Source organism: Alkalibacillus haloalkaliphilus, assembly GCF_007991275.1.
GTDB lineage: Bacteria > Bacillota > Bacilli > Bacillales > Alkalibacillaceae > Alkalibacillus > Alkalibacillus haloalkaliphilus.
In genome coordinates, this window is record NZ_BJYA01000013.1 from 56195 (window position 1) to 79282 (window position 23088).

Below are 23088 nucleotides of genomic sequence, written 5' to 3' on the forward strand. Positions count from 1 at the left end.
CATATTTACTCTCCTCAGCAATATATTTGAACCAAGTGTCTATGTCTCTGTCTGATTAAGTATAACCGATGCATTTTCGATTCAAGAAGTTTTGGAAGTAACGTCTGCTTGGCTTACTTCATATCGTAATGATATCCCCTTTAACAATTATTCACTTACTAATCACACTTAAATTTTTCAAGACTTGGAAAAGAAAGGGAAAGTGCCCTCTTTATAAACAATTTTAGAAATACTCGTTCATTATTTTGTTGCTTAAATTCAAAGTTGGTGGTAGAATTTAATTTGTTAAACCTGACTAAACAACTATGAATTATAGGGATTAGGAGGATGGAGAATTTGAAAAAGTTTTTATCGGTTTTATTTATATCAACAATCGTATTGCTTGCAGCTTGTGGTACTGCAGATGAAGACGGATCACAAGGTGATACGTCAGAGGTAGAAGAAACTGGGGAATCTGCCAATGGAGAAGATACATTGTGGCAAGATGTTCAAGAAGCCGGCAAACTTGTCGTAGGGACATCAGGAACATATGCACCAGTCACTTATCACGATGAAAATAACGAACTAACTGGTTTCGATGTTGAAATGATGCGTGAAATAGGGGAACGTTTAGGAGTGGAAGTCGAATTTAGTACGATGGATTTCGATGGGATCCTTCCTGCGTTAAGGAATGGACAGATTGATATTGCCTCGAATGATTTTGCAATCACTGAAGAACGTGAAGAAATTTTCACTTTTACAGAACCTTATAAGTTTTCGTATGGGTCGGTTATTGTTCGATCAGACGATATGGGGAATTTCGAATCAGCCTATGATTTAGAAGGAGTTCCAGTTGCACTTGGTTCTTTAACAAGTAACTATGCAATCTTCGCAGAAAACATTGGTGCTGATGGGACCGCTTATGACGGTGGTGTCGATGCTATTTTAAGAGATATTATTAATGAGAATCAAGATGCCTACTTAAATGATGTGCTTGTCTTGCATCGAACATTAGAAGGGTTCGATGATGACAGTCTAGCAGTTGCTGAACAAGTAAAGTTTCACGCAACTGAAAGTGCATTCCCAATGCTGAAGGGAAATAATTCACTGAAGGAAGTCATTGATGAAGTTCTGCAAGAAATGAAAGAAGATGGCACGGTTGCAGAGTTATCACAAGAGTTTTTCGGAGCAGATGCATCTGAGCCTGTCGATCAAGATGAGGTAGTTAGTTTAGAAGGAAACTAAGGATAGTAAGAGAGGTACAAGGTCGTCCTTGTATCTCTTTTTATACATATGATGCATGTGTGGATTGAAAAGCAATGTTGGAAAGGAGGATTATGATGATTGAATGGTTCAAAAATATTCAATGGGAGCATCTTTATGATCCACAATTAGCATGGGATTCTCTCCCATTTTTATTAGATGCTGCAAAAATCACAATTTTTATAGCATTAATTAGTATGTTTTTTGCGCTTATATTTGGCTTGTTTTTAGCTATGGCGAGAATGTCAAATTTTTGGTTTTTGAGGTGGCCAGCACGTATTTATATTTCATTTATGCGTGGAACTCCGCTACTTGTTTTTTTATTCATTTTATATTATGGCCTGCCGGTAATCGGTATTCAATTTGATAGTCCAATCACCGCAGGAATTGTTGGAATTAGTTTAAACTTTGCCGCTTACAATGCTGAGGTCATTCGCTCCGCATTAATGTCTGTTCCAAGAGGGCAATGGGAATCTGCAGCAGCATTACAGATGGGGTACTGGCAAACGATGCGAAGAATTATTATTCCTCAAGCAACTAGAATCGCTTTACCTCCAACCTTTAATATTTTTCTCGATGTTGTCAAAGGAACATCTTTAGCATCGGTTATTACAGTTCATGAACTATTATACGGGGCACGTCTCATTGCTGGAAGAACGTATGAAAGTATGACGATGTACATAACCGCAGCCCTTATTTATTGGGTCATTTGTATTATTATTGGTCATTTCCAAGAACGATTAGAGAAGCGCTATAACCGATATTTAAATAAAACTTAGAAAAGGGGCTGTTTGTCATGATTGATGTGAAACATTTAAAAAAATCTTTCGGTGAGAATACTGTCCTCGAGTCGATTGATTTTAGTGTTCAAAAAGGGGAAGTTGTATGTTTAATTGGCGCTTCGGGTTCCGGGAAAACGACACTGCTCCGTTGTTTAAACCTATTAGAACTACCTAATTATGGTTCCATTACTATTGGGGATAAAGCGGTAAATTTCAGTGGAAAGAAACTCGATAAAAAAGAAATGAAAGAGTTACGTAAATATTCTGGGATGGTCTTTCAAGGATTTCATTTATTTCCGCATAAGACAGTCATTGAAAATATTATTGAAGCGCCATTAATCGTGCAAAGAAGAAAAAGAGATTCTCTAGTTATAGAAGGTGAAAAACTTCTAAAAAAAGTAGGGATGTTTGAACATAAAGATAAGTATCCTGATTCCTTGTCGGGAGGGCAACAACAGCGTGCTGCCATTGCCAGGTCTTTAATGATGAATCCTGAGGTTTTATTATTTGATGAACCGACTTCGGCATTAGATCCTCAATTAGTTCGAGAAGTACTTCGAGTGATAGAGGCATTAGCTAAAGAAGGGCAAACGATGGTGATCGTCACTCATGAAATGAATTTTGCAAAAAGAGTGGCCGACAAAGTATTTTTCATGGATGAAGGATATATTATAGAAAGCGGGAATGCAAAAGATGCACTTGAGACACCGAAGAAGCAAAGAACGAAGGAGTTTTTGCAGTTATTAAGTGAATAGTTTTGGAAAGCTTGTAGGAAAAACAAGGGAACCCCTGATAAAGGGATTCCCTTGTTTTTTACACACTATTACGAACTTTATTGTTGGGCTACAACTCTCTTCTCCACCATTGCCACACTCTCAATATGGTTACTTTGCGGAAACATATCAACAGGTTGAATCTCTTTCGTTTCAAATCCGCCTTCAGATAGGATTTTCAAGTCGCGTGCTAAAGTCGAAGGATTGCACGATACGTAAACGATCCGTTCTGGCTGCATATCGATCATCGCTTGGAGTAGCTCTTCATCACAACCTTTACGTGGTGGGTCAACGACGATTACATCGGGGTTTAATCCTTGTGTTTTCCACCAAGGCATCACTTTTTCCGCTTCACCTACGTAAAACTCAGCGTTATCAATATGGTTTCGTTTCGCATTGGCCTTTGCATCATCGACTGCTTGTGGTACGACTTCTACACCGTAAACTTTCTTCGCATGTTGAGCTAAGAACAGTGAAATGCTGCCAATTCCACAATAAGCATCGATGACCGTTTCTTGCCCTGAAAGCTCGGCATATTTTAATGCTTGATCATAGAGTTTTTCAGTTTGTTCAGGGTTCACTTGATAAAATGAATGAGCTGAAATCGCGAATTCTAAGTCATGAATTTTATCAATGATCACATCTTCGCCCCAAAGCGTCTTAGATTCTTGGCCCATAATGACGTTTGTTTGTTTCGGATTAATGTTATGAATGACACCTTTAATATTCGAATCGAGCTGTTTGATTTTCTCAATAAGCTCCTGTTTGTGTGGCAAGTCTTTCGTTTTTGTCACGATGACTACCATCACTTCATTTGTGTGATATCCCGTTCTTAACACTAAGTGACGGATCACGCCTTCATGTGTTTCTTCGTTGTATGGTTCAATTTCTAATTCATCGATAATGGCACGCATTTCGCGGACAATGTTGTCATTTGATTCACTTTGAACTGGACATGTATCCATATCAATGATGTTGTGACTACGCTTTTGATAAAAGCCTGTGATGACTTTACCGTCCCTTTTTCCTACTGGGATTTGTACTTTGTTACGGTATGCCCATGGCTCTTCCATGCCGATTGTTGGGTGGACTGGTACGTCTGGCATTTGCGCTATTTTCTTCATGACATCTTGTACTTGTTTTTGTTTCATCGTTAATTGACGTTCATATGTCATATGTTGAATTTGGCAACCACCGCATTTATAAAATACGTCACATGGTGGCTCAATCCGGTCTGGGCTTTCTTCGTGTAACTCAATTAACTTACCAAAGGCAAGGTTCTTTTTCACTTTGATGATCTTAACTTTCGCTTGCTCGCCTGGTAATGCGTATGGAACAAATACAGGGTAGCCGTCAATTTTGCCTACCCCATCACCTTCATGTGTAAGATCGCTAAAAGTTAAATCGATAAATTGATTTTTCTTGACTGGTGCGTTTGCTTTTCCCATGTTTCATCCGTCCTTATGTTAGTCTTTTAACATTATAGCTAAAAGGGTTGTTAGATTAAAGTAATTCCCTTTTAAACATATCTAAAGATTTTAGGGCTGTGACTTTATGCTAAAATTTAAATAAGAGAAAACCACTTTTTTTAGAAGGATTTATGAAAAAGAATCGAGGTGGAACTTATGACGGAAATAGGGTTAATAAGACATGGTATTACAGAGTGGAATAGTCTTGGTAAGGCACAAGGAATATCTGATATTCCGTTAAATGATCAAGGTGAAAAACAAGCAATAGAATTGGGTAATAGACTTTTAAGTGAACAGAGCTGGGACCTAATTATTTCTAGTGATTTAACTAGAGCAAAAGAAACAGCAAATATTATTAGTAGCAGAGTTGATTTACCTATTAAAAATTTTGATGAAAGAATAAGAGAGTTAGATTGCGGGAAAATTGAGGGAACAACTGAAGTGGAAAGAGTTCAAATATGGGGAAGTAACTGGCGTGACTGTGACCTTGGAATGGAGAGGTTTGAAAGTGTTGCAAACCGAGGAATTGAATTTTTAGAAGAAGTCCGTCGTGAGTATAGCGGGAGAAGAATTTTAGTTGTAAGTCATGGTGCTTTAATCGGGATTACCCTCCAACACTTAATCCCTGAACAATTTACGACCACTTATATTGATAACACATCTCTCACCATTCTTCAAAACAATGATGATCGTTGGCATTGTAGACTTTATAATTGTACTACTCACCTAGGTTAAATTGAGTTTTATACAAAAGTTAAGCTCAGAGCGATTTATCACTCTGAGCTCTTTGTACAATTTTATTCTTTCGGCAATAAAAACTCAATGTGCTGATACAAGTTTTCAAACGTGCCTGGTAGTTTACCACCATATTCACCGTCTAAGTTAACTTGGACGTCTTCTTCGGCTTCGACTGTTACTTTTTTCGCATGTGTGTAAATGATGTTGTCATCATGAATGTGATTTCCTTTTAATGCTTTGTTTGCTAACATAATGAATTCTGCTATATTAGTAGATTTCAAGATTAATAAATCAAAATAACCGTCATTCATTTCAGCATTTGGAGCTAACTTTTCGAAGCCACCAATTGAGTTCGTGTTAGCGATTAAAAAGAGCATTATATCTCCTTCAAACACTTCACCGTCATACTCAATTCGAGCATGTGTTGGACGAATCGAAGGTAACATCTCGACCCCTTTTAAGTAATAAGCTAACTGACCTAATGCTGTCTTTAGTTTACTAGGCACTTCATAAGTCAATTCGGTAATTTTACCGCCACCAGCAATGTTCATAAAGTGATGGCCATTAACTTTCCCGATATCAAGCTTTTTCGCCTGTCCATCAATAATTATATCCATTGCTTGTTCAACATCACGCGGAACTTTAATGGCGCGGGCAAAGTCATTCGTTGTTCCCATCGGTATAATACCGAGTTTCGGGCGGTAAGGTTGTTTTGCCATACCATCAACGACTTCGTTAACTGTGCCATCACCACCAGCTGCAACGATTAAGTCAAACTGCCGTTCACATGCTAAAGCTGCTGCATCAGCTGCGCAGCCTTCCCCTGTTGTCGCATGAGCGGATGCTTCATAGCCCGCTTCTTCTAAACGTATTAACACATCAGGAAGCGCCTTTTTCATCGCTTCCCGACCTGAAGTTGGATTGTATATTACACGAGCATTTTTCATATTCTCACCTTCGTTCGTATTCTCATATCTTTACTATACTCCGAAAGCTTCGAAAATGGAAGTATATGCATTTACACCCACTCTAAAATTTCTAGACGGTTGCCAAATGGATCTTGTGTATAAATGCGGTTAGCACCTGGCAGCTTGTCGTCTTGTTTATACTCTACGTTATACTCATCGAACCTTGCCATTAAGCCTTCTAAATTGGCAACTTCTAAAGCTGGATGAGCTTTTTCTGCTGGGGAGAACGGTTCTTCAACACCGATATGAAGCTGGTGATCTCCAAGTTCAAACCACACGCCACCACGTTTCTTCAAATCTTCTGGTTTTTCAAGTTCAGGTAATCCAAGAATTTCTCCAAAAAAATGTCTTGCTTCATCTTCTGTATGTCTAGGTGCAGCTAATTGTACATGGTCTAACCTTTTTACTGTAAAAGTCATTAGCGTTTCTCCTCTCACCTATTGAAATGAATTATCTTTTGTCTATTTCTTCAACCAAAATCTTGTTAACCATTGGTGGGTTGGCTTGACCTTTCGTCTTCTTCATCACTTGACCGACTAAGAAACCTAAAGCACGGTCTTTACCGTTTTTGTAGTCGACGATTGATTGTTCGTTTTCATCGAGGATCTCAGAAATAATACCTTGTAATTGACCTTCGTCTGAAATTTGAACAAGTCCTTGTTCTTTAACAATCTTCTCAGGGTCGCCGCCATTTTTCACAAGTTCTGTAACGACTTTCTTCGCTAATTTAGAAGATAGTGTGCCTTCTTCAATTAGCTTGACCATTTTCGCTAACGCTTCTGGTGTGATCGGTAAGTCTTGCAGTTCAATTTGTTGTTTATTCATGTAAGCTGAAATGTCACCCATTAACCAGTTCGTCGCTTGTTTAGCATCTGCACCTTGATCAATTGTTGCTTCAAAGAAATCAGACATTTCCTTCGTGTTCGTTAAAACACCTGCATCGTATTCATCTAAACCTAATTCATTAACATAACGCGCTCGACGTGAATCTGGCAGTTCTGGAATGGACTGACGGACTTTTTCCTTCCAGTCATCGTCAATGTGAAGCTTCACTAAGTCTGGTTCAGGGAAGTAACGGTAATCGTCTGACCCTTCTTTAACACGCATTAAGATTGTTTCTTTCGTCTTTTCGTCATAACGACGTGTTTCTTGTAAAATTTCGCCACCTTGACGAAGCACTTTCTCTTGGCGTACTTGCTCAAACTCTAGACCTTTTTGGACAAAGTTGAATGAGTTTAAGTTTTTAAGTTCTGTTTTAACACCAAACTCGTCTTGGCCGTATGGGCGAAGTGAAATGTTCGCATCACAACGAAGTGAACCTTCTTGCATTTTCACATCTGATACACCTGTAAATTGGATAATGTTACGCATTTTTTCTAAGTAAGCATAAGCTTCTTCTGGTGTACGAATGTCTGGCTCTGATACAATCTCCACTAATGGAGTTCCTTGACGGTTGTAGTCAACTAATGAATAGCCGTCATCACCGTGTGTTAGCTTACCTGCGTCTTCTTCTAAGTGAAGGCGCGTAATGCCAATGCGCTTCGTTTCACCATTAACTTCAATATCGATATAGCCGTTCTCACCGATTGGTTGGTCGAATTGTGAGATTTGGTAAGCTTTCGGGTTATCTGGGTAGAAATAGTTTTTACGGTCGAACTTCGTGTCTGTTGCGATTTCACAGTTTAATGCCATCGCTGCGCGCATCGCATAGTTGACCGCTTCTTCATTTAAAACCGGTAAAACACCAGGATAGCCAAGGTCGATTGGGTTAACGTTACTGTTTGGTTCATCACCAAACGCATTTGGGCTTGGGCTGAAAATTTTAGATGCTGTTTTTAACTCAACGTGGACTTCTAATCCGATAATCGTTTCGAAATTCATTACTTGGCACCTCCTAGTTGCGGTTTTTGTTTATGATGGTCTGTAGCTTGTTCATAAGCATGAGCCACTTTGTAAACTGTACTTTCATCAAAGTGTTTACCGATAATTTGTAGACCGATTGGCAAGTTGTTCTCAGAATGGAAACCACATGGAACAGAGATTCCTGGAACACCTGCTAAGTTAACTGGAATCGTCATAATGTCGTTTGCGTACATCGTTAATGGGTCATCGATTTGATCACCAATTTTGAACGCTGTAGTCGGAGCTGTTGGCCCAAGAACAACATCATACTCTTCAAAAATTTGATCAAAGTCTTGTTTAATTAATGTACGAACTTGTTGTGCTTTTTTATAGTAAGCATCGTAGTAACCTGAGCTTAGAGCGAATGTTCCTAACATAATACGGCGTTTAACTTCTTCGCCAAACCCTTCGCTACGAGACTTTTTAAACATGTCCATCATGTCTTCTGCGTTTTCAGCACGTTTACCGTAACGTACACCGTCGAAACGTGCTAGGTTAGCCGATGCTTCTGATGATGCGATCATGTAATAAGCTGCAACGGCATATTTTGAGTGTGGTAATGAAACTTCATCCCACTCTGCACCTTGTTCTTCTAATACTTTTAACGCTTGGCGTACGCTCGATTGAACTTCTTCATCGACACCTTCACCGAAGTATTCTTTCGGTACAGCGATCTTAAGACCTTTAACATCACCAGTTAAAGCGTCTCTATACTTTGGCACATCAACGTTTGCACTTGTTGAATCCATCTCGTCTTGACCAGCGATCACTTCTAAAATACGTGCATTATCTTCAACTGTTCGAGTTAGTGGCCCGATCTGGTCTAACGATGAAGCGAAGGCAACTAATCCGAAACGAGATATACGTCCATATGTAGGCTTCATGCCAACGACGCCACAGTATGAAGCTGGTTGACGTACAGAACCACCTGTATCAGATCCTAAAGCAAATGGCACTTGGCCTGCAGCAACAGCCGCCGCTGAACCACCACTTGAACCACCTGGTACGAAGTCTGTGTTCCAAGGGTTGCGCGTTACTTTCATGCTAGAATTCTCTGTTGATGACCCCATCGCGAATTCATCCATGTTTAATTTTCCGATATTAACCGCTTTTGCACTGTTTAACTTTTGCATGACCGTTGCATCGTATAGTGGGTCATCTAAGTTAGATAAAATTTGGCTAGAACAAGTCGTACGTAGTCCTTTTGTTACGATGTTATCTTTTATCCCTATTGGCATTCCGAAAAGTGGAAATTGATTTTCGTCAATTCCTTCTTCATCTAATGCTTTGGCTTGGCTTAACGCTTCTTCTTCGTTTAATGTAACAAACGCTTGAATATCATCATCTGTTTCTTTAATGCGATCATACGCAGCTTGTACGATCTCAGTTACGGTTATGTCTTTATTGTTTAACTTCTCTTGCAGTTCTTTAATCGATAAATCTAAAACTGACATCTGTTTTTCCCTCCTTATGAATCTAAGATGGACGGTACACGGAATTGGCCGTCTTTTTGATCTGGTGCGTTCTTTAATGCGTCTTCTTTTGAAATCCATTCTTTCGGCTCATCTTTACGCACAATGTTTTTCATTTCTAGTACGTGTGTTGTCGGTTCAACATTTGACGTATCTAGTTCGTTTAGTAGTTCTGAGAAATCAATGATGGCACTTAGCTGTTCACTATACTTCTCAGCTTCTTGTTCTGTAATTGACAACCTTGCTAAATTAGCAACGTGTTTCACTTGATCTTTTGAAATCTTTGACATCACTTACACCTCCGTACGTTATACACTTCACAATACTATTCATCATAGCAAATTTTTCTTTACAATGACAATAATTGCACTACTGTTATTTTACCATTAATTACCCGAGAAATTTCAGTTATTTTGCTAGTTTGTGTCGAGGTTTTTAGTTTTGGGTGTGGTGGTTTGGTTTATGGGTAGCTATTGATAGTAGTTTGTGTGACTACTTTATAAGCGCTCATGGGATATTTCTGGTGAGCGCGTGTGAGTTTTTTGGCGCTCGGGCAATTTATTTGGCGTTCGGGCTATGGATTTTGGCGTTCGCGCACTCTTTTTTGTCGTTCACGATCATAATTTGGCGCTCGGGCAATTTATTTGGCGTTTGAGCTATGGAATTTGGCGCTCGTCCACTTTTTTTGGCGCTCGTGGAACTTTTATATAATCATCGTTCAGACGTGTTTATCAGTGCTCACTAATTTTTATCAGCGTTCGAGCATACTTTATCGGCGCTCACCAAATTTTATCAGCGTTCACTAACTTTTATCAGCGCTCGTACCCGGTTTATCAGCGCTCGCACGAACTGAGCAGTCAACGTAAAAAGAAGGCCCACTTTAGTGAGCCTTCCTCTTCCAGTCTTGCCAAACGTGGCAACGTATAACCGCTATTTATTCAAATGTAACGGATAATCCTTTTAACAATAATGATGGTGCGCCAACGGTTGACGGTCCGAATTCAAGGTCGCTTCCAACTTCATTGACTTCATTCAATAACTCAAAGAAATTCCCAGCAATGGTCATTAAATTAGTTGGTCCTTGAATTTTGCCTTCTTTAACGTAATAACCGTTAGCAGCTAAGGAGAAGTCGCCTGAGATCGCATTAACACCTGAGTGTAAACCTTGTAAATTTGTCACGACGATTCCTTCATCTAAGCCTTGAACTAGCTCATCATATGATTGGCTACCAGGCTCAATATAAAAGTTAGATGGAGCGACATTAACTGTTCCTTTATAAGATGCTTTTGATGCATGGCCTGTCGTTTTAACGCCATCTTTTTTAGCTGTTTTTCGGTTGTGTAGTAGCGTTGTAAGTGTTCCATTCTCTACTACATTTAATTTTTCAGTTGCAACACCTTCAGCATCGAACGTACGGCTTCCCATTCGATTTTTCAAGAAAGGATCGTCAACTAGATTAATATTATCTCCTGCAATTTTGCTTCCGACTTTTTCTTTTAGTTTCGACATCCCTTGTTGTGCTGTTTCAGCTGAGAACGTCGTTACAAAAGTGTTGAGTAAACTTCTAGCAGCATCTTGTCTTAAAATAACCGGATAAAATTTGTCGTCAGTTTCTAACGGATTTAAGTATGACACAGCTTCTTGAACTGCTTTATGAGCTGACTCTTTTGCGTTAACTTTACCCCAGTCACTCACCACTTCTATGTGAACACCAGATTTCGTCACATCATTTTCCTCAACAATGACAATGACCATATAGACAAGATAATTTTGGTCATCCTCTAAAGACAGCCCCTTACTATTGTACATTGCTTTTTCAACATCAACTGATTGCATAGTAAAGAAGTTCGTTGCAACGACACGTTCGTCAGCAGCATAAATTTCTTTGTCTAATTCTTTCATAAAATTAATCTTTTCTTCAGTTGTAACAGATTTCAGCGCTTCTGAAGAAAAACTAATATCTTTATAATTCGAATCACCTTCATATATTTCTTCAACATCTTCTGATTCTAAAACACTCGCATTTTCTAGTGCATTTTCTATTAAAAATTCAATTGAAGATTCATCGAGCTTTTCAGTGTAGGCATATCCCATTTGGTCTGCGTACACACCACGGAAAGAAACGCCTGTTACTTCTGCCGTTGTGAATTGATCAACTTCACCTTTATCAATCGCACAAACAAAACGATCGCTTTTTTCGTAATAAAGCTCCATATCTTTAAAGCCTTTCTCAGAGCCTTTTTGGAATAGTTCATCTTTGAATTCTAATACGTTCATCTTAAGCGTCCTCCTTTCGGCCACCAACTGTAATTTCACTTACTCTTAGAGTTGGCTGTCCAACATTTACCGGAATACTACCACTTAGAGAACCGCACATACCTGCTCCATGGCCTAAGTTATTTCCGACCATATCAACAGTTTGTAATGTTTTAGGACCATTTCCGATTAATGTTGCACCGCGAACTGGTTTGTCAATCTTACCATTCTTCACTAAGTAAGCTTCGTTAATGGCAAAGTTATAATCACCCGTTGCTGGGTTAACAGAACCGCCACCCATGTAGCGAGCGTATATTCCGTGTTCCGTATTAGCGATAATCTCTTCTGGTGTAGACTCACCTGGTGCAATGTAAGTATTTGTCATACGTGATGTCGGTGCATAACGGTATGATTCACGACGCCCTGAACCAGTTGGCTCAGTATCCATAATGCGTCCGTTCAATTGGTCGACTAAGTAACCTTTTAAAATACCATTTTCAATTAAGACATTTTTCTGAGGTTTATTACCTTCATCGTCCACATTGATTGAGCCCCATTCATTCGGAATCGTACCATCATCGATATAAGTTACAATATCTGGTGCTACTTGTTCGCCCACTTTGTTCGCGAATGCTGATTTACCTTTAGCAACAGAAGTAGCCTCTAAACCATGTCCACAAGCTTCGTGGAAAATAACGCCACCGAATTCATTATCAATAATGACTGGAAACTTACCACTTGGACATGGATCTGCACCTAAATTGGTCACCGCAATGCGTGCTGCTTCTTTGGCGTAATGGTTTAAATCAAGGTTTTCAAAGAACTCAAAGCCTTGAACGGCACCTGGTCCGTAAAAACCTGTCTCCATATCGTGCTCATTCGATGCAATGGCTGCGATCGACATACGACTATGAACGCGCTTATCTTCAACAAATTTGCCATCAGAGTTAGCAATCAATACATTTTGTTCTTCATCTAATAAGTTAACTCTTACTTGTGAAATACTGTTATGATAATGACCTGCAATATCCGCTGCATTTTTCATAACATTGACTTTACGCGCTTTCTCAACGGATTGTGGCAGTTGGTTGATCTCGTGAATAACTGGTGCTTGTTCATGTTGAAACGGTTGGCCATTTACTTGTGCATTACCGTTAATTGCTTGAGCTGCTTGTCGTGCTGTCTTTAATAAACCTTCACGTGAGAAGTCTGTCGTATATGTATAAGCACTGTGAAAGCCATTATACACACGAATACCGACACCAAAATCTCTTCCTGATAAACTCTTATCAATACGTCCACCTTGTAACAGAAGGTTATCTTTAAACGTATCTTCAACGAAAACTTCTGCAAAATCGCCACCTGTTGTTAACGCTTCATGAATGACATCTTGAACTAACGCTTGATTTAACATGTAACTCCCCCTTTTTACTTAATCTTACATAACTTCATCCTGGCGTGAACCGTAACGAAGTTGTAATCTCTCTCAGCCTTAGGACTGAAAAAGAAAAATGATTATTAATTTTCTGATTTATGTGACATGTTGTAGTTTTTATTTTATACTAATACTTAGATTTCCGAAATAGATTTTGAGGAGGTTTTTGAAAATTATGGCACAACGTTTACAAAGACAAGACGTTCCTGTCGAACAGACATGGAAGTTAGAAGATTTATTTGAATCAAACAAACAGTGGGAACAAGCATTAACTGATTTAGAGCAACTTACTCCAGAAGTGACGCAATATAAAGGTCGTTTACATGAAGGTTCTGACGTTTTATTAGCTTGCCTAGATGCACAAGCAGAAGTACAAAAGAAAGCGATTATTGTTGGAACTTATGCTAACTTACGATCATCAGAAGATGGAACAAACCCTGAAAACCAAGCAAACTCTGGTAAAGTATCTTCTGTTTTCGCAAAGGTCCAAGCTGAAATGGCCTTCTTCGATTCAGAAGTGTTAGCTCTTCCTGAAGGAACAATCGAACAATACTTAGCAGAAAATGAAGAGTTACAAGTTTATAAGAAGACATTAAACGATTTATTAGAGCGCAAACCTTACACATTAGCACCAGAAACAGAAGAAGTGCTAGCATCTTTAGGTGAAGTTCATTCAGCACCATATATGATCTATCAGCGCAGTAAATCATCTGATATGGAATTTGAATCATTTACGACAAGTGATGGAACAGAATACGCTAACTCATTTGCATTATTTGAAGATGAGCATGAACTTTCATCAAATACAGAAGTTCGTCGTAAAGCGTATGATTCTTTTGTCAAAACGTTAAAACAGTATGAAAACACTTATGCTGCGACATACGCGACACAAGTTAAGAAAGAAGTCGCTCTTTCACGTGCGCGTGGTTATGAGTCGGTCACACAAATGTTACTTCAACCACAAAAAGTTACAGAAGAAATGTACCATAACCAATTAGATGTCATTCAAAAAGAACTCGCTCCACATATGCGACGTTTCGCAAAGCTTAAACAACAAGTATACGGATTGGATAAACTGCAATTCGTTGACCTTAAAGCACCTTTAGATCCTGAGTTCGACCCTGAATCTTCTTATGAAGACGTGTCTCAAACGATATTGGACTCTTTACAAGTTATGGGGCCCGAATATACAGCCATTATGGAAAAAGCATTGAAAGAGCGTTGGGTTGATTACGCTGACAACATTGGTAAGTCAACAGGAGCTTTCTGTGCGAGCCCTTACGGTGTTCACCCATACATTTTATTAACGTATACAGGTAAAATGCGTGGTGCATTTATTTTAGCTCACGAGCTAGGTCACGCAGGTCACTTACATTTAGCCAACCAGCATCAACACATTTTTAATACTAGACCGTCAACATACTTCATTGAAGCACCATCAACAATGAATGAAATGTTACTAGCTGATCATTTACTTGAAACAACTGACGATCCACGCATGCGTCGTTGGGTGATTTTACAACTGCTAGGCTCTTACTACCACAATTTCGTAACGCACTTACTAGAAGGCGAATATCAGCGTCGCGTGTACGAATTAGCTGAACAAGGGGTACCTTTAACAGCAAACACATTAAAACAACAAAAAGGCGAAACGTTACGTAACTTCTGGGGCGATGTCGTTGAAATTGATGAAGGTGCAGAATTAACATGGATGCGCCAGCCTCACTATTACATGGGCTTATACCCATACACTTACTCAGCTGGTTTAACAGCTTCAACTGCTGTATCACAGCTATTTAAAGAAGAAGGCCAACCAGCCATTGATCGTTGGTTAGAAGTATTAAAGATGGGTGGTACGAAAACACCGCAAGAACTTATGAAATATGCAGGGGTTGATATGACAACACCTGACCCTATTAAGAAAGCCGTTTCCTATGTCGGTTCATTAGTAGACGAATTAGAGAAAAGCTACGAATTAGTAGATTAATGGCAATGGAAAAGGCAAGTGCTCAGGTAGCACTTGCCTTCCATCTATAGGGAGTATGATAGGGAGTATACGCAATTTAACAACTTCTCTTATAATTAACCATGTATTGTTCAGCTACGTTTAAATCGTTTTTATGCACGAGTAAACGAATCGTTGTTCCAAGTTCTGAACTACCATGAACAATTACACCTGGCCTAGAGCTAACATTTTGTAACCGGCACCTTACACCTTGATTACGCAAAAATTGATAGCGATTATTAATTTCATTCGGTCTATGTCCTACCGCTTCATATAATGTATTATACATGCGCGAATATCTTAACCTAATTACAATGACAGTTAAAGATAAAGCAACTAGTACAATAAGTGGATTGATCATGTCATCACCCTTATTTCAATCGGCTGTTAATTCAAATATCGTCTTACTTCTGTAAGGTCACTCGTTTTTAAGACAACTCCTTCATGCCCAAACAATAAAAATGTAGGATACTCATCAATGTTAAAAACCTTTGTATAACTTTTATTTTGGTCATCCCATACATAAGAGGTTGTCATAACACGTTTCAAATCCATCTGCTCGAATTCAGATACAACGCTATTATTAATTTTACTAATTTGATGTTCGTCACTTACTACAATCGTTAAATTATAATCGAACATAGGAGTCGCTGGCTGATGTTCCTGAACTAGTTTTTCTTCATCGTAATGATCACATCCACTGAAGACTAAAACTAGTAAAATTAATAATAGTTTCATATCGTTCCTCCACTCTCGGTTTCTTGATGTCTTAAAAAAATGGGGGACATCCTCCTTAATGCCGAGTTAAGGAGGATGCGGCTGAGGTGAAACCATTACAAGAGCGTGATCTTGTATTCTCTTTTAAAAAATCATTCGTTCATCAATAAAGTGATTGCCCTTAATCTATTAGATGATTATAGGGTACAGGGACTTATTACGAGCCATACTGGGTTCAGTATGTATGACTCAATTAGTGTAAATCAGGTAAGTCTAAAACAGTAATTGGGTCATTGTTGTCTTCTACTGCTGTTTCAGTTGGGGTAAGACCGAAAATAGCACCTAGAAGAATAGTTAATACTAATAACTTTTTCATCTTTTTACACCTCCCTCAGTCAATCTATGTACATTATGTACTCTGCCAAGGGATTTGTAAAAACGCTTAAAACCTGACTATAATGGTTTTAAAGGATTCTATACATAATATTTGCTCATTTGCATGCTTTTTTAAAAAAAATATGCGTTTATGCATATAAAGGGAGAGAACTTATGAATTTAACTGTTGGAGAGAAAATTAAAGACCTACGTAAACGGTTAAATATTTCACAAGCAGGCCTAGCAAACGGGGTTTGTTCACAATCTGAACTGAGTAGAATTGAGAGAGATCAGCACCAACCATCATATATGACTTTAAAAGGTATTGCTGATAAATTAGGTGTAAACATCACTCATTTTCTATCAGATACAAATAGCGAACGTGAAGACTATATGCAAGAAGTTTGGAAACAACTTGATAAAGCTAGACGAGACAGAGACTATGAAACTATCGAAGATATAATAAAAGTCGAACAAAATAACCCTTCTTTTCAGTCTCAACAAGCCAGAAGAAATTTAATGTGGCACAAATCCATGGTTCAATATCACTTATATAATGATTTTGAATTAGCGATGAGTACATTGAAAGACTGTTTATCACTTTCATCTTTCGACCGATTCTCTGCTGAAATTAATATTCAAGTTCTTTGTAGTTTAGGTATAATGTCTAGGAATGAAGGTTTACTTTATGAAGCAAAAAGTTACCATGAACAAGCTTATGATTTAATAAACGAAATTACTAATTTAAATGATAAAAGAATTATTGCCAAAGTAAGGTATAACTTAGCCAAAGTGTATACGGACCTTAACGAAATAGAAAAATCTTTAAAAGTGTGTCACCAAGGTCTTTCATATTGTCGTGAATACGAAGATTTATACACGTTTGCAGAATTTCACTACCAAATTGGCAGAAATTTGTTAAAGAAGGGCCACGTTGAACTTGGAATTGAATATTGGAAAAAAGCAAAATTCCTGTTTGAACTTGAAGGCAAAGAAAACCTTTCTAACATCATTGAACATGACATTCAATCTTTCCAAGAACACGAATCTGTATAAAAGCAACGGGATACCCCCCGTTGCTTTTTATATAATCAATAAGTATCATAACACTTTTCAGACTAAAAGTTTAGTATTATTTTAAAATTAAGACTTTTAAACTGAAACTATACTACTACTTAGCGGTACTTTAGCATTAAGTTTAAATATCGTTCGGCATCTTTTGCTAAATGTGGAGCTTGTAAGTCTTTGAATACCTCTATCGCCCTATCCACCATTTCTAATCCAGCTTCCCGATTACCTTTCTTCACTTCGTACATTCCTTTTAACTGCATAATGTTTGTTTTTAATAATAGATCTGTTTCTAGACAATTCCCCTCTACGATTTCAAAAAAGTATTGAATGGATTGTTCGTTAACTAGTTTTTTAGGTTGGTTTACTGGACCTATTAAGTAAATAATCGTATTCAGCAAAATGTTGTTCACTGTTTCTCTTATTTTCGGCAATCCTTGATATTGTTTACTTTTCTTATATGCTGTTTTAGAAAGTGTTTCGATCATTTTCTCATCGAGGACGAGAATGGTTTTACTGTAAAGTCTCAGTTCGTACAATGTCCAAACTTCAACATTAAATAAGTAATCAATTAACACTTTTAGTCCATCACGTTCATCATCGATCATTTTGTCTCTAATAATATTTTCATAGATTTTTAGTATGACAGCCTGACATCGGTATGGCTTCACTTTATACTTTTCCCATAGAGCCATTTGTTCATCATGCATTTTTTGTAGATTTTGAAGATCTCTTTTTAAGTAATACTCATGAGCTCGGTTGAAAAAAGCTTCTAACTCTGAAGGTTGATTATTGTTATGGAAAAACAAAAATTCTTCGAAGGTCACTTTCAAACGATCTAATAAAGCGTGTATGTGCTGGATTGAAATCTCGGATTCGCCTCTTTCAAATTTTGATAAAAACGATACAGAAACGATTCCTTCTGATACTTCTTTCAGTGTATACCCTTTATTTTCCCTTATTTCGCGAAACGTTTGGCCGTAGTTCATTTTTTCACTCCTAATTCCACTATATGAAAATTATAACATTCCTCTTTTTTATTATATTTACAATAAAGAAAAAGGGGGAATGTGTTTGACTCAACATTACGTTATTCGAGGAGCAGAAGTTTTAGACTTTGATATTGGTGATTTTAGTCGTCAAGACCTTGAGATTAAAGATGATAAGATCAAAACAATTTTAGAACCAGAGAAGCCTGTTAGCGGTGTAGAAAGTATTAATTTCCAAGGACATTACATAATACCGGGTTTAATTGATATGCATGTTCATATTAAAGAAGGCTATGCGCCGTACTTTGTTGCTGCTGGTGTGACGATTGTTCGCAATACTGGAGGCAATGTACACGAATTAGACGCACTAATTCAAGCGAGTAATGACGCACCTACACCTCATGTTTATTCAACTGACCGGATCATTGATGGTACTCCTGGCTTATGGGGTGACACAAGTCCTTGGAATCTTAATGTTACTAACGAGGAAGAAGTGACACGTGAGGTTGAGAGACAAGCAAAGGCAGGGGCTAAATTTATTAAAATATATGGTAGACTGCCTGAACAGTTAGTGGCACACGCTGTGAAAGAAGCGAGAAAATATAACCTCGACGTTAGCTGTGACTTGCTTCACTCTAAAGATGTAGATGCCCTCACAGCAGCAAAACTAGGTGTCAAATGGTTCGAACATGCTTCTGGGATCATTCAATCCATTTATCCAAACTGGTCAATGAGCGCTGAGCAATCCAGCTGGGACCTTATTCCTTTTGACCAACCTGATGAAGAAGCGATTCGTCGCGTATGTGAAAAGCTATTAAAATATGACGCCATACTATGTCCAACTATGACTCTTTTTGACCAAATGAGAGGTTATCCTAACTATTGGAAACCGGAGCATACTTTAATACAAGCAATCGAAACCAACTCAAACTTGATGAATCAATGGCAAGCGATTAGTCAACATGAAGAAGCCCTTCAACCTTTAGCAATTCAAAGCAAAATGAATCAAAGAATCGCAAAGGTATATGCAGACTTAGGCGGAAAAGTCGTCGCAGGTACAGACACACCTGCAGGCATTTACACGTGGCCCGGATTAGCTTTACATCGTGAACTAGAGTTATTTGTGGAAAATGGCTTTTCTCCCCTCCAAGCATTACGCGCTGCAACGGTTGATGCTGCTGAATCAATTGGATTAAGTCATATTGGGTCAATTCAACCTGATAACCAAGCAGACCTAGTGATTTTAAAAGCGAATCCGCTAGAAGATATTAAACATACAAAAAACATTCATCATGTCATCAAAGGTGGGCATTTGTATTCGCAACATGAAGTTTTAAACGAGATTCCCGATGACGAAGAAGTTTTAACAAATCTTAGAAGGTTCATAAACCGCTTCAATGAAGAAGTTAACGAAGATTGGTATGAGGACATGATCAAAGAATTCAGTTAGAAAATGGAGCACACTCCTTTTATGGAATGTGCTCCAACTTTTATGCTTTACCGACATACGTGCCACCTATTAAGTCATGGATTGCTCTTTTATCTTCTCTGAATACAACCATGAAAATACTAACAATTAAAGAGACTCCAAATGTCACAATACCAACTATGTGAAAACCGACTACTTCTCGTAACAAGGTGTTAGTTAACGTTACGTCATCGCCATCTGTTCTTTTCATCTTTATTTTACATATACGTTTTCCAATCACATACCCAGACCAAAGGACAGGTGTAATGACTAAATATAATATATAAATAGCATCCCAAGTAATCCCATTTCTCCAATCGATCGAGAAGTTACCCGTTACTATGAAAAATATAAGCGCAATTGATAACGTTAATATATTAAAATCTAAAATACGAGCAATTAATCTTTCTAGAAAACTAGAATAAGTATGTCTCAAAGCTGTCTCACACCTTTCCTTAATTTTACCTGCGTTCGATCTCGTAACCTTTTTCCTCAAGTAATTCGAGAATATTATCAGGTCCGAAGAAATGTAAATAGCCTGCAGCAACCATGATGGTATCCTCTTCATGATTGTGAACGACTTCATCAATCTTTTCTGCCATTTGTATGTCACGATTGAAAAACATCTCTTCTATATGTATTTCCTCAATTCCAGGGGACTCAGCATCTTTACTGACTTCTCGAGAAGTATCTACAAGTGACTCTTCCCCTGCACGCCAAGCGGTAATTTCTGTCTCCACATGGGTTTCGGCTTCTGAATAGGGTTTATTTAACACTTGTTCCAACATATAAACCTGATAAACCATGTCACGGTCCCGTACGTTTTGAAGATTTGTTTCTAGATCTTCTAGTGGCATACCCTCAGAGTTGTCAAGCATACGGTCATAAAGATACTCTTCTACTGATTGTTCCGATGTATAATCTGAGATCACACTTAACAAATATGACTCATATAAACTTTGAATACGCCATGGTTTCATTGCATTCAAGAGGTAAAATGGTACATTTAGTTCACTTTCAATCTTTCTAACATCATCCATTTGTTCATCTGATAAATAGTCCGATAACTGATGTCCGCTTGGCAGTTGAGTATATGAGTCTCTGATTTCGTTGTATTCTAGACGTATTTCATCATTAGACTCATTATACTCACTCAACAACAGCTCTGTTTCATCCATAGCATTTTCTATTTCATCTCTCATCGGATACATATCTTCATGACCTGCATGCAATGTCCCTAAAAAATAAATCGTCTTATCATTGTGCTCCGCTTCCCAAAAGAAGGCTTCACTCTTCTCAGGTATTTCAACATCCTCGACAGTTAATTCTTCATCACAGCCGATTAAAATTAATGCTATTAAACTTAAAATAGTTAGTTTCAGCAACCTTTTATAAGACACGCCTCTCTCCTACCTTTTTAAAATTATAGTACTATTTTAACATATTTTACTATTATTTAACTGAAATGATAGTATTATAGTTAGCTAGGAGGTATGAAAATGAAACGTATAGCAGTATCCCATAGTGGTGGTAAGGATTCAATGTTAGCTCTGCATCGGATTATGCAGCGAGATGATGTTTTTGTTGATCGTCTCATAACGACAGTTAACGAAGCGTACAACCGTACAAGTGTGCACGGCAACCGTGAGGAACTTTTAGAAATGCAGGCGGAAGCTTTAAACCTTCCGTTACAGAAAATCTATTTACCTGAATCACCATCTAATGAACAGTACAACGAAGCGATGGTTAATGCATTCAAAGAAGCTGAAGCAGATGGGATTACCCACATTGTATACGGTGACATCAATTTAGCTGATGTGAAAGCTTTTCGAGAGCAACAGTTAGAAGGCATGGACTTAGAAGCTATTTTTCCGCTATGGCTAGAGTCTACTAATGAGTTGATCGATGAATTTTTACAGTTACGTTATCAGACATTGATCACGACGATTGATCCGTCACGTGTTCCAGCTAAGTTTTTAGGTGCGTTTTTAGATCGTGAAACTATAAATGCGTTACCTGATGAAGTAGACATATGCGGGGAAAATGGTGAATTTCACACCTTTGTTGTCGATGGTCCTTTATTTAAAAAGCCTCTTCAAGTGAAGCTAGGTGACGAAGTGGTAGAAGGAGACTTTTATACTTATCGAGATGTCGTTCGAGATCCGTAATTCGGCGTTCGCCGGATTATGGGGTCTTTTCGCCGGAATATTACTCCCGTTCGCCGGAAAAATAAATTTTTCGCCGGATTATTTTAATTTTCGCCGGAATATCGAAAAAATCGCCGGATTCCATCCACCCGGCGATTCTCCACTATTTTATAGCCTCATTCACATCATATTGACTTAAGTCTAATTCAACCTCTTCTCCAGTAGCTAAATCGGCCAACACTGACCCTAAGTATGGACCAGCTGTTAATCCTGTCGCGCCTAAGCCGTTTGCTACTAACAATCCTTCATATTCGGGCATTGGCCCAATAATCGGCAAGAACCCTGGTGTATATGGTCTGAATCCAACACGTGTCTCTAAAATCGATGCATCATCTAAGCCTGGTGCTACGGTTAACGCTTTATCTAAAATTTCGCGCACACCACCAGCAGTTGCGCGGTAATCAAAACCGGCATAATCAGTACGAGTCGCGCCTACAACAACACGTCCACCTGAAAATGTTAATAAGTAAGCATTGCTTGGCGGCATAACAACGGGCCAATCTGCTGTATCTTCACCCATTAAATCCAAATGAATAATTTGTGCTCGCTGTGTTGATACGTCATAGTCAACGCCGATCGGTTCGACTAATTGTTTTGACCATGCGCCTGCTGTGTCAATGACTTGTGTTGCTTCAACATAGTCGTCTTGTACTTTCACACCTGTAACACGTCCATCTTTTGCTACTAATAGAGCATCTCCTTCAACGACAGTTGCGTCATACTTTTTAGCTGCTGAAATTAATGCATCACGCACAGCTCGTCCATCTACTCGAGCCCCTCCACTCACATATACTGATCCGTACTCTTCTGAAAGTGGTGGGAACATCGCTTTCGTTTCTTCAGGTGAAAGAAGCTTAATTTTGCCAATCTCTGGTGCGTCTTCACGACGTTTTTCAGCACGTTCCACCATTTTTTCTAACTTACCTTGATCCGTATGTAAACTAATTGTACCGACACGTTTATACCCTGTATTTGATTCGCCATCATTTTCTAACGCTTCGACTAATTCTGGATAATAACGCGCTCCATTTTTCACTAATTGATACCATGCTTTATTTCTTCTCTGTGACAACCAAGGACAGACGATTCCTGCAGCTGCATCAGTCGCTTGCCCTTGATCATTTCGGTCAATTAGCGTGACTGATTCACCTTTTTTCGCTAAGTGATAAGCCGTTGATGCTCCTAATATGCCTCCGCCGACGATTACATAACTCATGTTGT

23 protein-coding genes are annotated in these 23088 nt (G+C 38.5%); 8 read left to right on the top strand and 15 right to left on the bottom strand.

Features of this window, described 5'->3' with window-relative positions; translation table 11 throughout:
* The first annotated feature begins 327 nt into the window (after positions 1-327).
* From AHA02nite_RS09730 to AHA02nite_RS09740, 3 genes are all read left to right on the top strand, one after another.
* Positions 328-1224 carry a transporter substrate-binding domain-containing protein gene (locus AHA02nite_RS09730; RefSeq protein WP_246118845.1) on the top strand — a complete coding sequence of 299 codons (897 nt, stop codon included), beginning with the start codon at positions 328-330 and terminating at the stop codon, positions 1222-1224.
* Between the two features lie 95 nt (positions 1225-1319).
* Complete coding sequence (locus AHA02nite_RS09735; protein WP_146816800.1) at positions 1320-2021, top strand: amino acid ABC transporter permease; 702 nt, start codon at positions 1320-1322, stop codon at positions 2019-2021.
* Positions 2022-2038: 17 nt separating this feature from the next.
* Entirely contained in the window at positions 2039-2779 is a 741-nt protein-coding gene (locus AHA02nite_RS09740; RefSeq protein ID WP_146816802.1) for an amino acid ABC transporter ATP-binding protein, read from the top strand.
* Between the two features lie 77 nt (positions 2780-2856).
* Here AHA02nite_RS09740 and rlmD read toward each other — a convergent pair whose 3' ends face one another.
* Positions 2857-4245 (bottom strand): 23S rRNA (uracil(1939)-C(5))-methyltransferase RlmD, encoded by a 1389-nt coding sequence (gene rlmD / locus AHA02nite_RS09745; RefSeq protein ID WP_146816803.1) that lies wholly within the window; start codon positions 4243-4245, stop codon positions 2857-2859.
* Between the two features lie 177 nt (positions 4246-4422).
* Between rlmD and AHA02nite_RS09750 the strand changes: the two genes are divergently transcribed.
* Positions 4423-5001: a histidine phosphatase family protein gene (locus AHA02nite_RS09750; RefSeq protein ID WP_146816805.1), complete on the top strand. Its 579-nt coding sequence runs from the start codon at positions 4423-4425 to the stop codon at positions 4999-5001.
* A gap of 62 nt (positions 5002-5063) precedes the next feature.
* On the opposite strand, the gene AHA02nite_RS09755 is transcribed toward AHA02nite_RS09750, so the two are convergent.
* From AHA02nite_RS09755 to AHA02nite_RS09785, 7 genes are all read right to left on the bottom strand, one after another.
* Positions 5064-5951 (bottom strand): diacylglycerol kinase, encoded by an 888-nt coding sequence (locus AHA02nite_RS09755; protein ID WP_146816807.1) that lies wholly within the window; start codon positions 5949-5951, stop codon positions 5064-5066.
* A 71-nt stretch (positions 5952-6022) separates the two neighbouring features.
* Positions 6023-6391 carry a VOC family protein gene (locus AHA02nite_RS09760; protein ID WP_146816809.1) on the bottom strand — a complete coding sequence of 123 codons (369 nt, stop codon included), beginning with the start codon at positions 6389-6391 and terminating at the stop codon, positions 6023-6025.
* Between the two features lie 31 nt (positions 6392-6422).
* The gene (gatB, locus tag AHA02nite_RS09765) at positions 6423-7853 is read right to left on the bottom strand and encodes an Asp-tRNA(Asn)/Glu-tRNA(Gln) amidotransferase subunit GatB (protein WP_146816811.1); all 1431 of its coding nucleotides are present in this window, start codon (positions 7851-7853) and stop codon (positions 6423-6425) included.
* Complete coding sequence (gatA, locus tag AHA02nite_RS09770; protein ID WP_146816813.1) at positions 7853-9328, bottom strand: Asp-tRNA(Asn)/Glu-tRNA(Gln) amidotransferase subunit GatA; 1476 nt, start codon at positions 9326-9328, stop codon at positions 7853-7855. The genes gatB and gatA overlap by 1 nt, the downstream gene beginning before the upstream one ends.
* 14 nt (positions 9329-9342) lie before the next feature.
* A complete protein-coding gene (gene gatC / locus AHA02nite_RS09775; protein ID WP_017185509.1) occupies positions 9343-9636 on the bottom strand; it encodes an Asp-tRNA(Asn)/Glu-tRNA(Gln) amidotransferase subunit GatC in 294 nt (97 codons plus the stop codon).
* Positions 9637-10280: 644 nt separating this feature from the next.
* Entirely contained in the window at positions 10281-11624 is a 1344-nt protein-coding gene (locus tag AHA02nite_RS09780) for a TldD/PmbA family protein (protein ID WP_146816815.1), read from the bottom strand.
* A 1-nt stretch (position 11625) separates the two neighbouring features.
* Complete coding sequence (locus tag AHA02nite_RS09785) at positions 11626-13017, bottom strand: TldD/PmbA family protein (RefSeq protein WP_146816817.1); 1392 nt, start codon at positions 13015-13017, stop codon at positions 11626-11628.
* A gap of 196 nt (positions 13018-13213) precedes the next feature.
* Here AHA02nite_RS09785 and pepF point away from each other — a divergent pair, with 196 nt between their 5' ends.
* Positions 13214-15025: an oligoendopeptidase F gene (pepF, locus tag AHA02nite_RS09790; RefSeq protein WP_146816819.1), complete on the top strand. Its 1812-nt coding sequence runs from the start codon at positions 13214-13216 to the stop codon at positions 15023-15025.
* A gap of 76 nt (positions 15026-15101) precedes the next feature.
* Here the strand turns inward: pepF and AHA02nite_RS09795 are convergent, their stop codons facing one another.
* From AHA02nite_RS09795 to AHA02nite_RS15380, 3 genes are all read right to left on the bottom strand, one after another.
* Complete coding sequence (locus tag AHA02nite_RS09795; protein WP_146816821.1) at positions 15102-15404, bottom strand: hypothetical protein; 303 nt, start codon at positions 15402-15404, stop codon at positions 15102-15104.
* A gap of 26 nt (positions 15405-15430) precedes the next feature.
* On the bottom strand, positions 15431-15781 hold the full coding sequence (locus AHA02nite_RS09800; protein WP_146816823.1) for a hypothetical protein: 351 nt from the start codon (positions 15779-15781) through the stop codon (positions 15431-15433).
* A 232-nt stretch (positions 15782-16013) separates the two neighbouring features.
* Positions 16014-16136 (bottom strand): hypothetical protein, encoded by a 123-nt coding sequence (locus AHA02nite_RS15380; protein WP_017185503.1) that lies wholly within the window; start codon positions 16134-16136, stop codon positions 16014-16016.
* Between the two features lie 173 nt (positions 16137-16309).
* Here AHA02nite_RS15380 and AHA02nite_RS09805 point away from each other — a divergent pair, with 173 nt between their 5' ends.
* Complete coding sequence (locus AHA02nite_RS09805) at positions 16310-17191, top strand: helix-turn-helix domain-containing protein (protein ID WP_146816825.1); 882 nt, start codon at positions 16310-16312, stop codon at positions 17189-17191.
* 119 nt (positions 17192-17310) lie between these two features.
* On the opposite strand, the gene AHA02nite_RS09810 is transcribed toward AHA02nite_RS09805, so the two are convergent.
* Positions 17311-18192, bottom strand: a complete 882-nt coding sequence (locus AHA02nite_RS09810) for a helix-turn-helix domain-containing protein (RefSeq protein ID WP_146816827.1) — start codon at positions 18190-18192, stop codon at positions 17311-17313.
* A gap of 85 nt (positions 18193-18277) precedes the next feature.
* Here AHA02nite_RS09810 and AHA02nite_RS09815 point away from each other — a divergent pair, with 85 nt between their 5' ends.
* The gene (locus AHA02nite_RS09815; protein WP_170236048.1) at positions 18278-19642 is read left to right on the top strand and encodes an amidohydrolase family protein; all 1365 of its coding nucleotides are present in this window, start codon (positions 18278-18280) and stop codon (positions 19640-19642) included.
* A gap of 40 nt (positions 19643-19682) precedes the next feature.
* Here AHA02nite_RS09815 and AHA02nite_RS09820 read toward each other — a convergent pair whose 3' ends face one another.
* Positions 19683-20096: an RDD family protein gene (locus AHA02nite_RS09820; protein WP_246118846.1), complete on the bottom strand. Its 414-nt coding sequence runs from the start codon at positions 20094-20096 to the stop codon at positions 19683-19685.
* A gap of 25 nt (positions 20097-20121) precedes the next feature.
* Entirely contained in the window at positions 20122-21060 is a 939-nt protein-coding gene (locus AHA02nite_RS09825; protein WP_146816833.1) for a TraB/GumN family protein, read from the bottom strand.
* Between the two features lie 99 nt (positions 21061-21159).
* Here AHA02nite_RS09825 and AHA02nite_RS09830 point away from each other — a divergent pair, with 99 nt between their 5' ends.
* Complete coding sequence (locus AHA02nite_RS09830) at positions 21160-21828, top strand: Dph6-related ATP pyrophosphatase (RefSeq protein ID WP_170236049.1); 669 nt, start codon at positions 21160-21162, stop codon at positions 21826-21828.
* A 142-nt stretch (positions 21829-21970) separates the two neighbouring features.
* Here AHA02nite_RS09830 and AHA02nite_RS09835 read toward each other — a convergent pair whose 3' ends face one another.
* Complete coding sequence (locus AHA02nite_RS09835) at positions 21971-23083, bottom strand: NAD(P)/FAD-dependent oxidoreductase (protein ID WP_146816837.1); 1113 nt, start codon at positions 23081-23083, stop codon at positions 21971-21973.
* Positions 23084-23088: the final 5 nt, after the last annotated feature.

What these genes read in the sequence shown, in the direction of transcription:
- AHA02nite_RS09730 (WP_246118845.1), top strand. Translation starts at nt 328, where the DNA reads ATGGAGAATTTGAAAAAGTTTTTATCGGTTTTATTTATATCAACAATC.
- AHA02nite_RS09735 (WP_146816800.1), top strand. Translation starts at nt 1,320, where the DNA reads ATGATTGAATGGTTCAAAAATATTCAATGGGAGCATCTTTATGATCCA.
- AHA02nite_RS09740 (WP_146816802.1), top strand. Translation starts at nt 2,039, where the DNA reads ATGATTGATGTGAAACATTTAAAAAAATCTTTCGGTGAGAATACTGTC.
- rlmD (WP_146816803.1), bottom strand. Translation starts at nt 4,245, where the DNA reads ATGGGAAAAGCAAACGCACCAGTCAAGAAAAATCAATTTATCGATTTA.
- AHA02nite_RS09750 (WP_146816805.1), top strand. Translation starts at nt 4,423, where the DNA reads ATGACGGAAATAGGGTTAATAAGACATGGTATTACAGAGTGGAATAGT.
- AHA02nite_RS09755 (WP_146816807.1), bottom strand. Translation starts at nt 5,951, where the DNA reads ATGAAAAATGCTCGTGTAATATACAATCCAACTTCAGGTCGGGAAGCG.
- AHA02nite_RS09760 (WP_146816809.1), bottom strand. Translation starts at nt 6,391, where the DNA reads ATGACTTTTACAGTAAAAAGGTTAGACCATGTACAATTAGCTGCACCT.
- gatB (WP_146816811.1), bottom strand. Translation starts at nt 7,853, where the DNA reads ATGAATTTCGAAACGATTATCGGATTAGAAGTCCACGTTGAGTTAAAA.
- gatA (WP_146816813.1), bottom strand. Translation starts at nt 9,328, where the DNA reads ATGTCAGTTTTAGATTTATCGATTAAAGAACTGCAAGAGAAGTTAAAC.
- gatC (WP_017185509.1), bottom strand. Translation starts at nt 9,636, where the DNA reads ATGTCAAAGATTTCAAAAGATCAAGTGAAACACGTTGCTAATTTAGCA.
- AHA02nite_RS09780 (WP_146816815.1), bottom strand. Translation starts at nt 11,624, where the DNA reads ATGAACGTATTAGAATTCAAAGATGAACTATTCCAAAAAGGCTCTGAG.
- AHA02nite_RS09785 (WP_146816817.1), bottom strand. Translation starts at nt 13,017, where the DNA reads ATGTTAAATCAAGCGTTAGTTCAAGATGTCATTCATGAAGCGTTAACA.
- pepF (WP_146816819.1), top strand. Translation starts at nt 13,214, where the DNA reads ATGGCACAACGTTTACAAAGACAAGACGTTCCTGTCGAACAGACATGG.
- AHA02nite_RS09795 (WP_146816821.1), bottom strand. Translation starts at nt 15,404, where the DNA reads ATGATCAATCCACTTATTGTACTAGTTGCTTTATCTTTAACTGTCATT.
- AHA02nite_RS09800 (WP_146816823.1), bottom strand. Translation starts at nt 15,781, where the DNA reads ATGAAACTATTATTAATTTTACTAGTTTTAGTCTTCAGTGGATGTGAT.
- AHA02nite_RS15380 (WP_017185503.1), bottom strand. Translation starts at nt 16,136, where the DNA reads ATGAAAAAGTTATTAGTATTAACTATTCTTCTAGGTGCTATTTTCGGT.
- AHA02nite_RS09805 (WP_146816825.1), top strand. Translation starts at nt 16,310, where the DNA reads ATGAATTTAACTGTTGGAGAGAAAATTAAAGACCTACGTAAACGGTTA.
- AHA02nite_RS09810 (WP_146816827.1), bottom strand. Translation starts at nt 18,192, where the DNA reads ATGAACTACGGCCAAACGTTTCGCGAAATAAGGGAAAATAAAGGGTAT.
- AHA02nite_RS09830 (WP_170236049.1), top strand. Translation starts at nt 21,160, where the DNA reads ATGAAACGTATAGCAGTATCCCATAGTGGTGGTAAGGATTCAATGTTA.
- AHA02nite_RS09835 (WP_146816837.1), bottom strand. Translation starts at nt 23,083, where the DNA reads ATGAGTTATGTAATCGTCGGCGGAGGCATATTAGGAGCATCAACGGCT.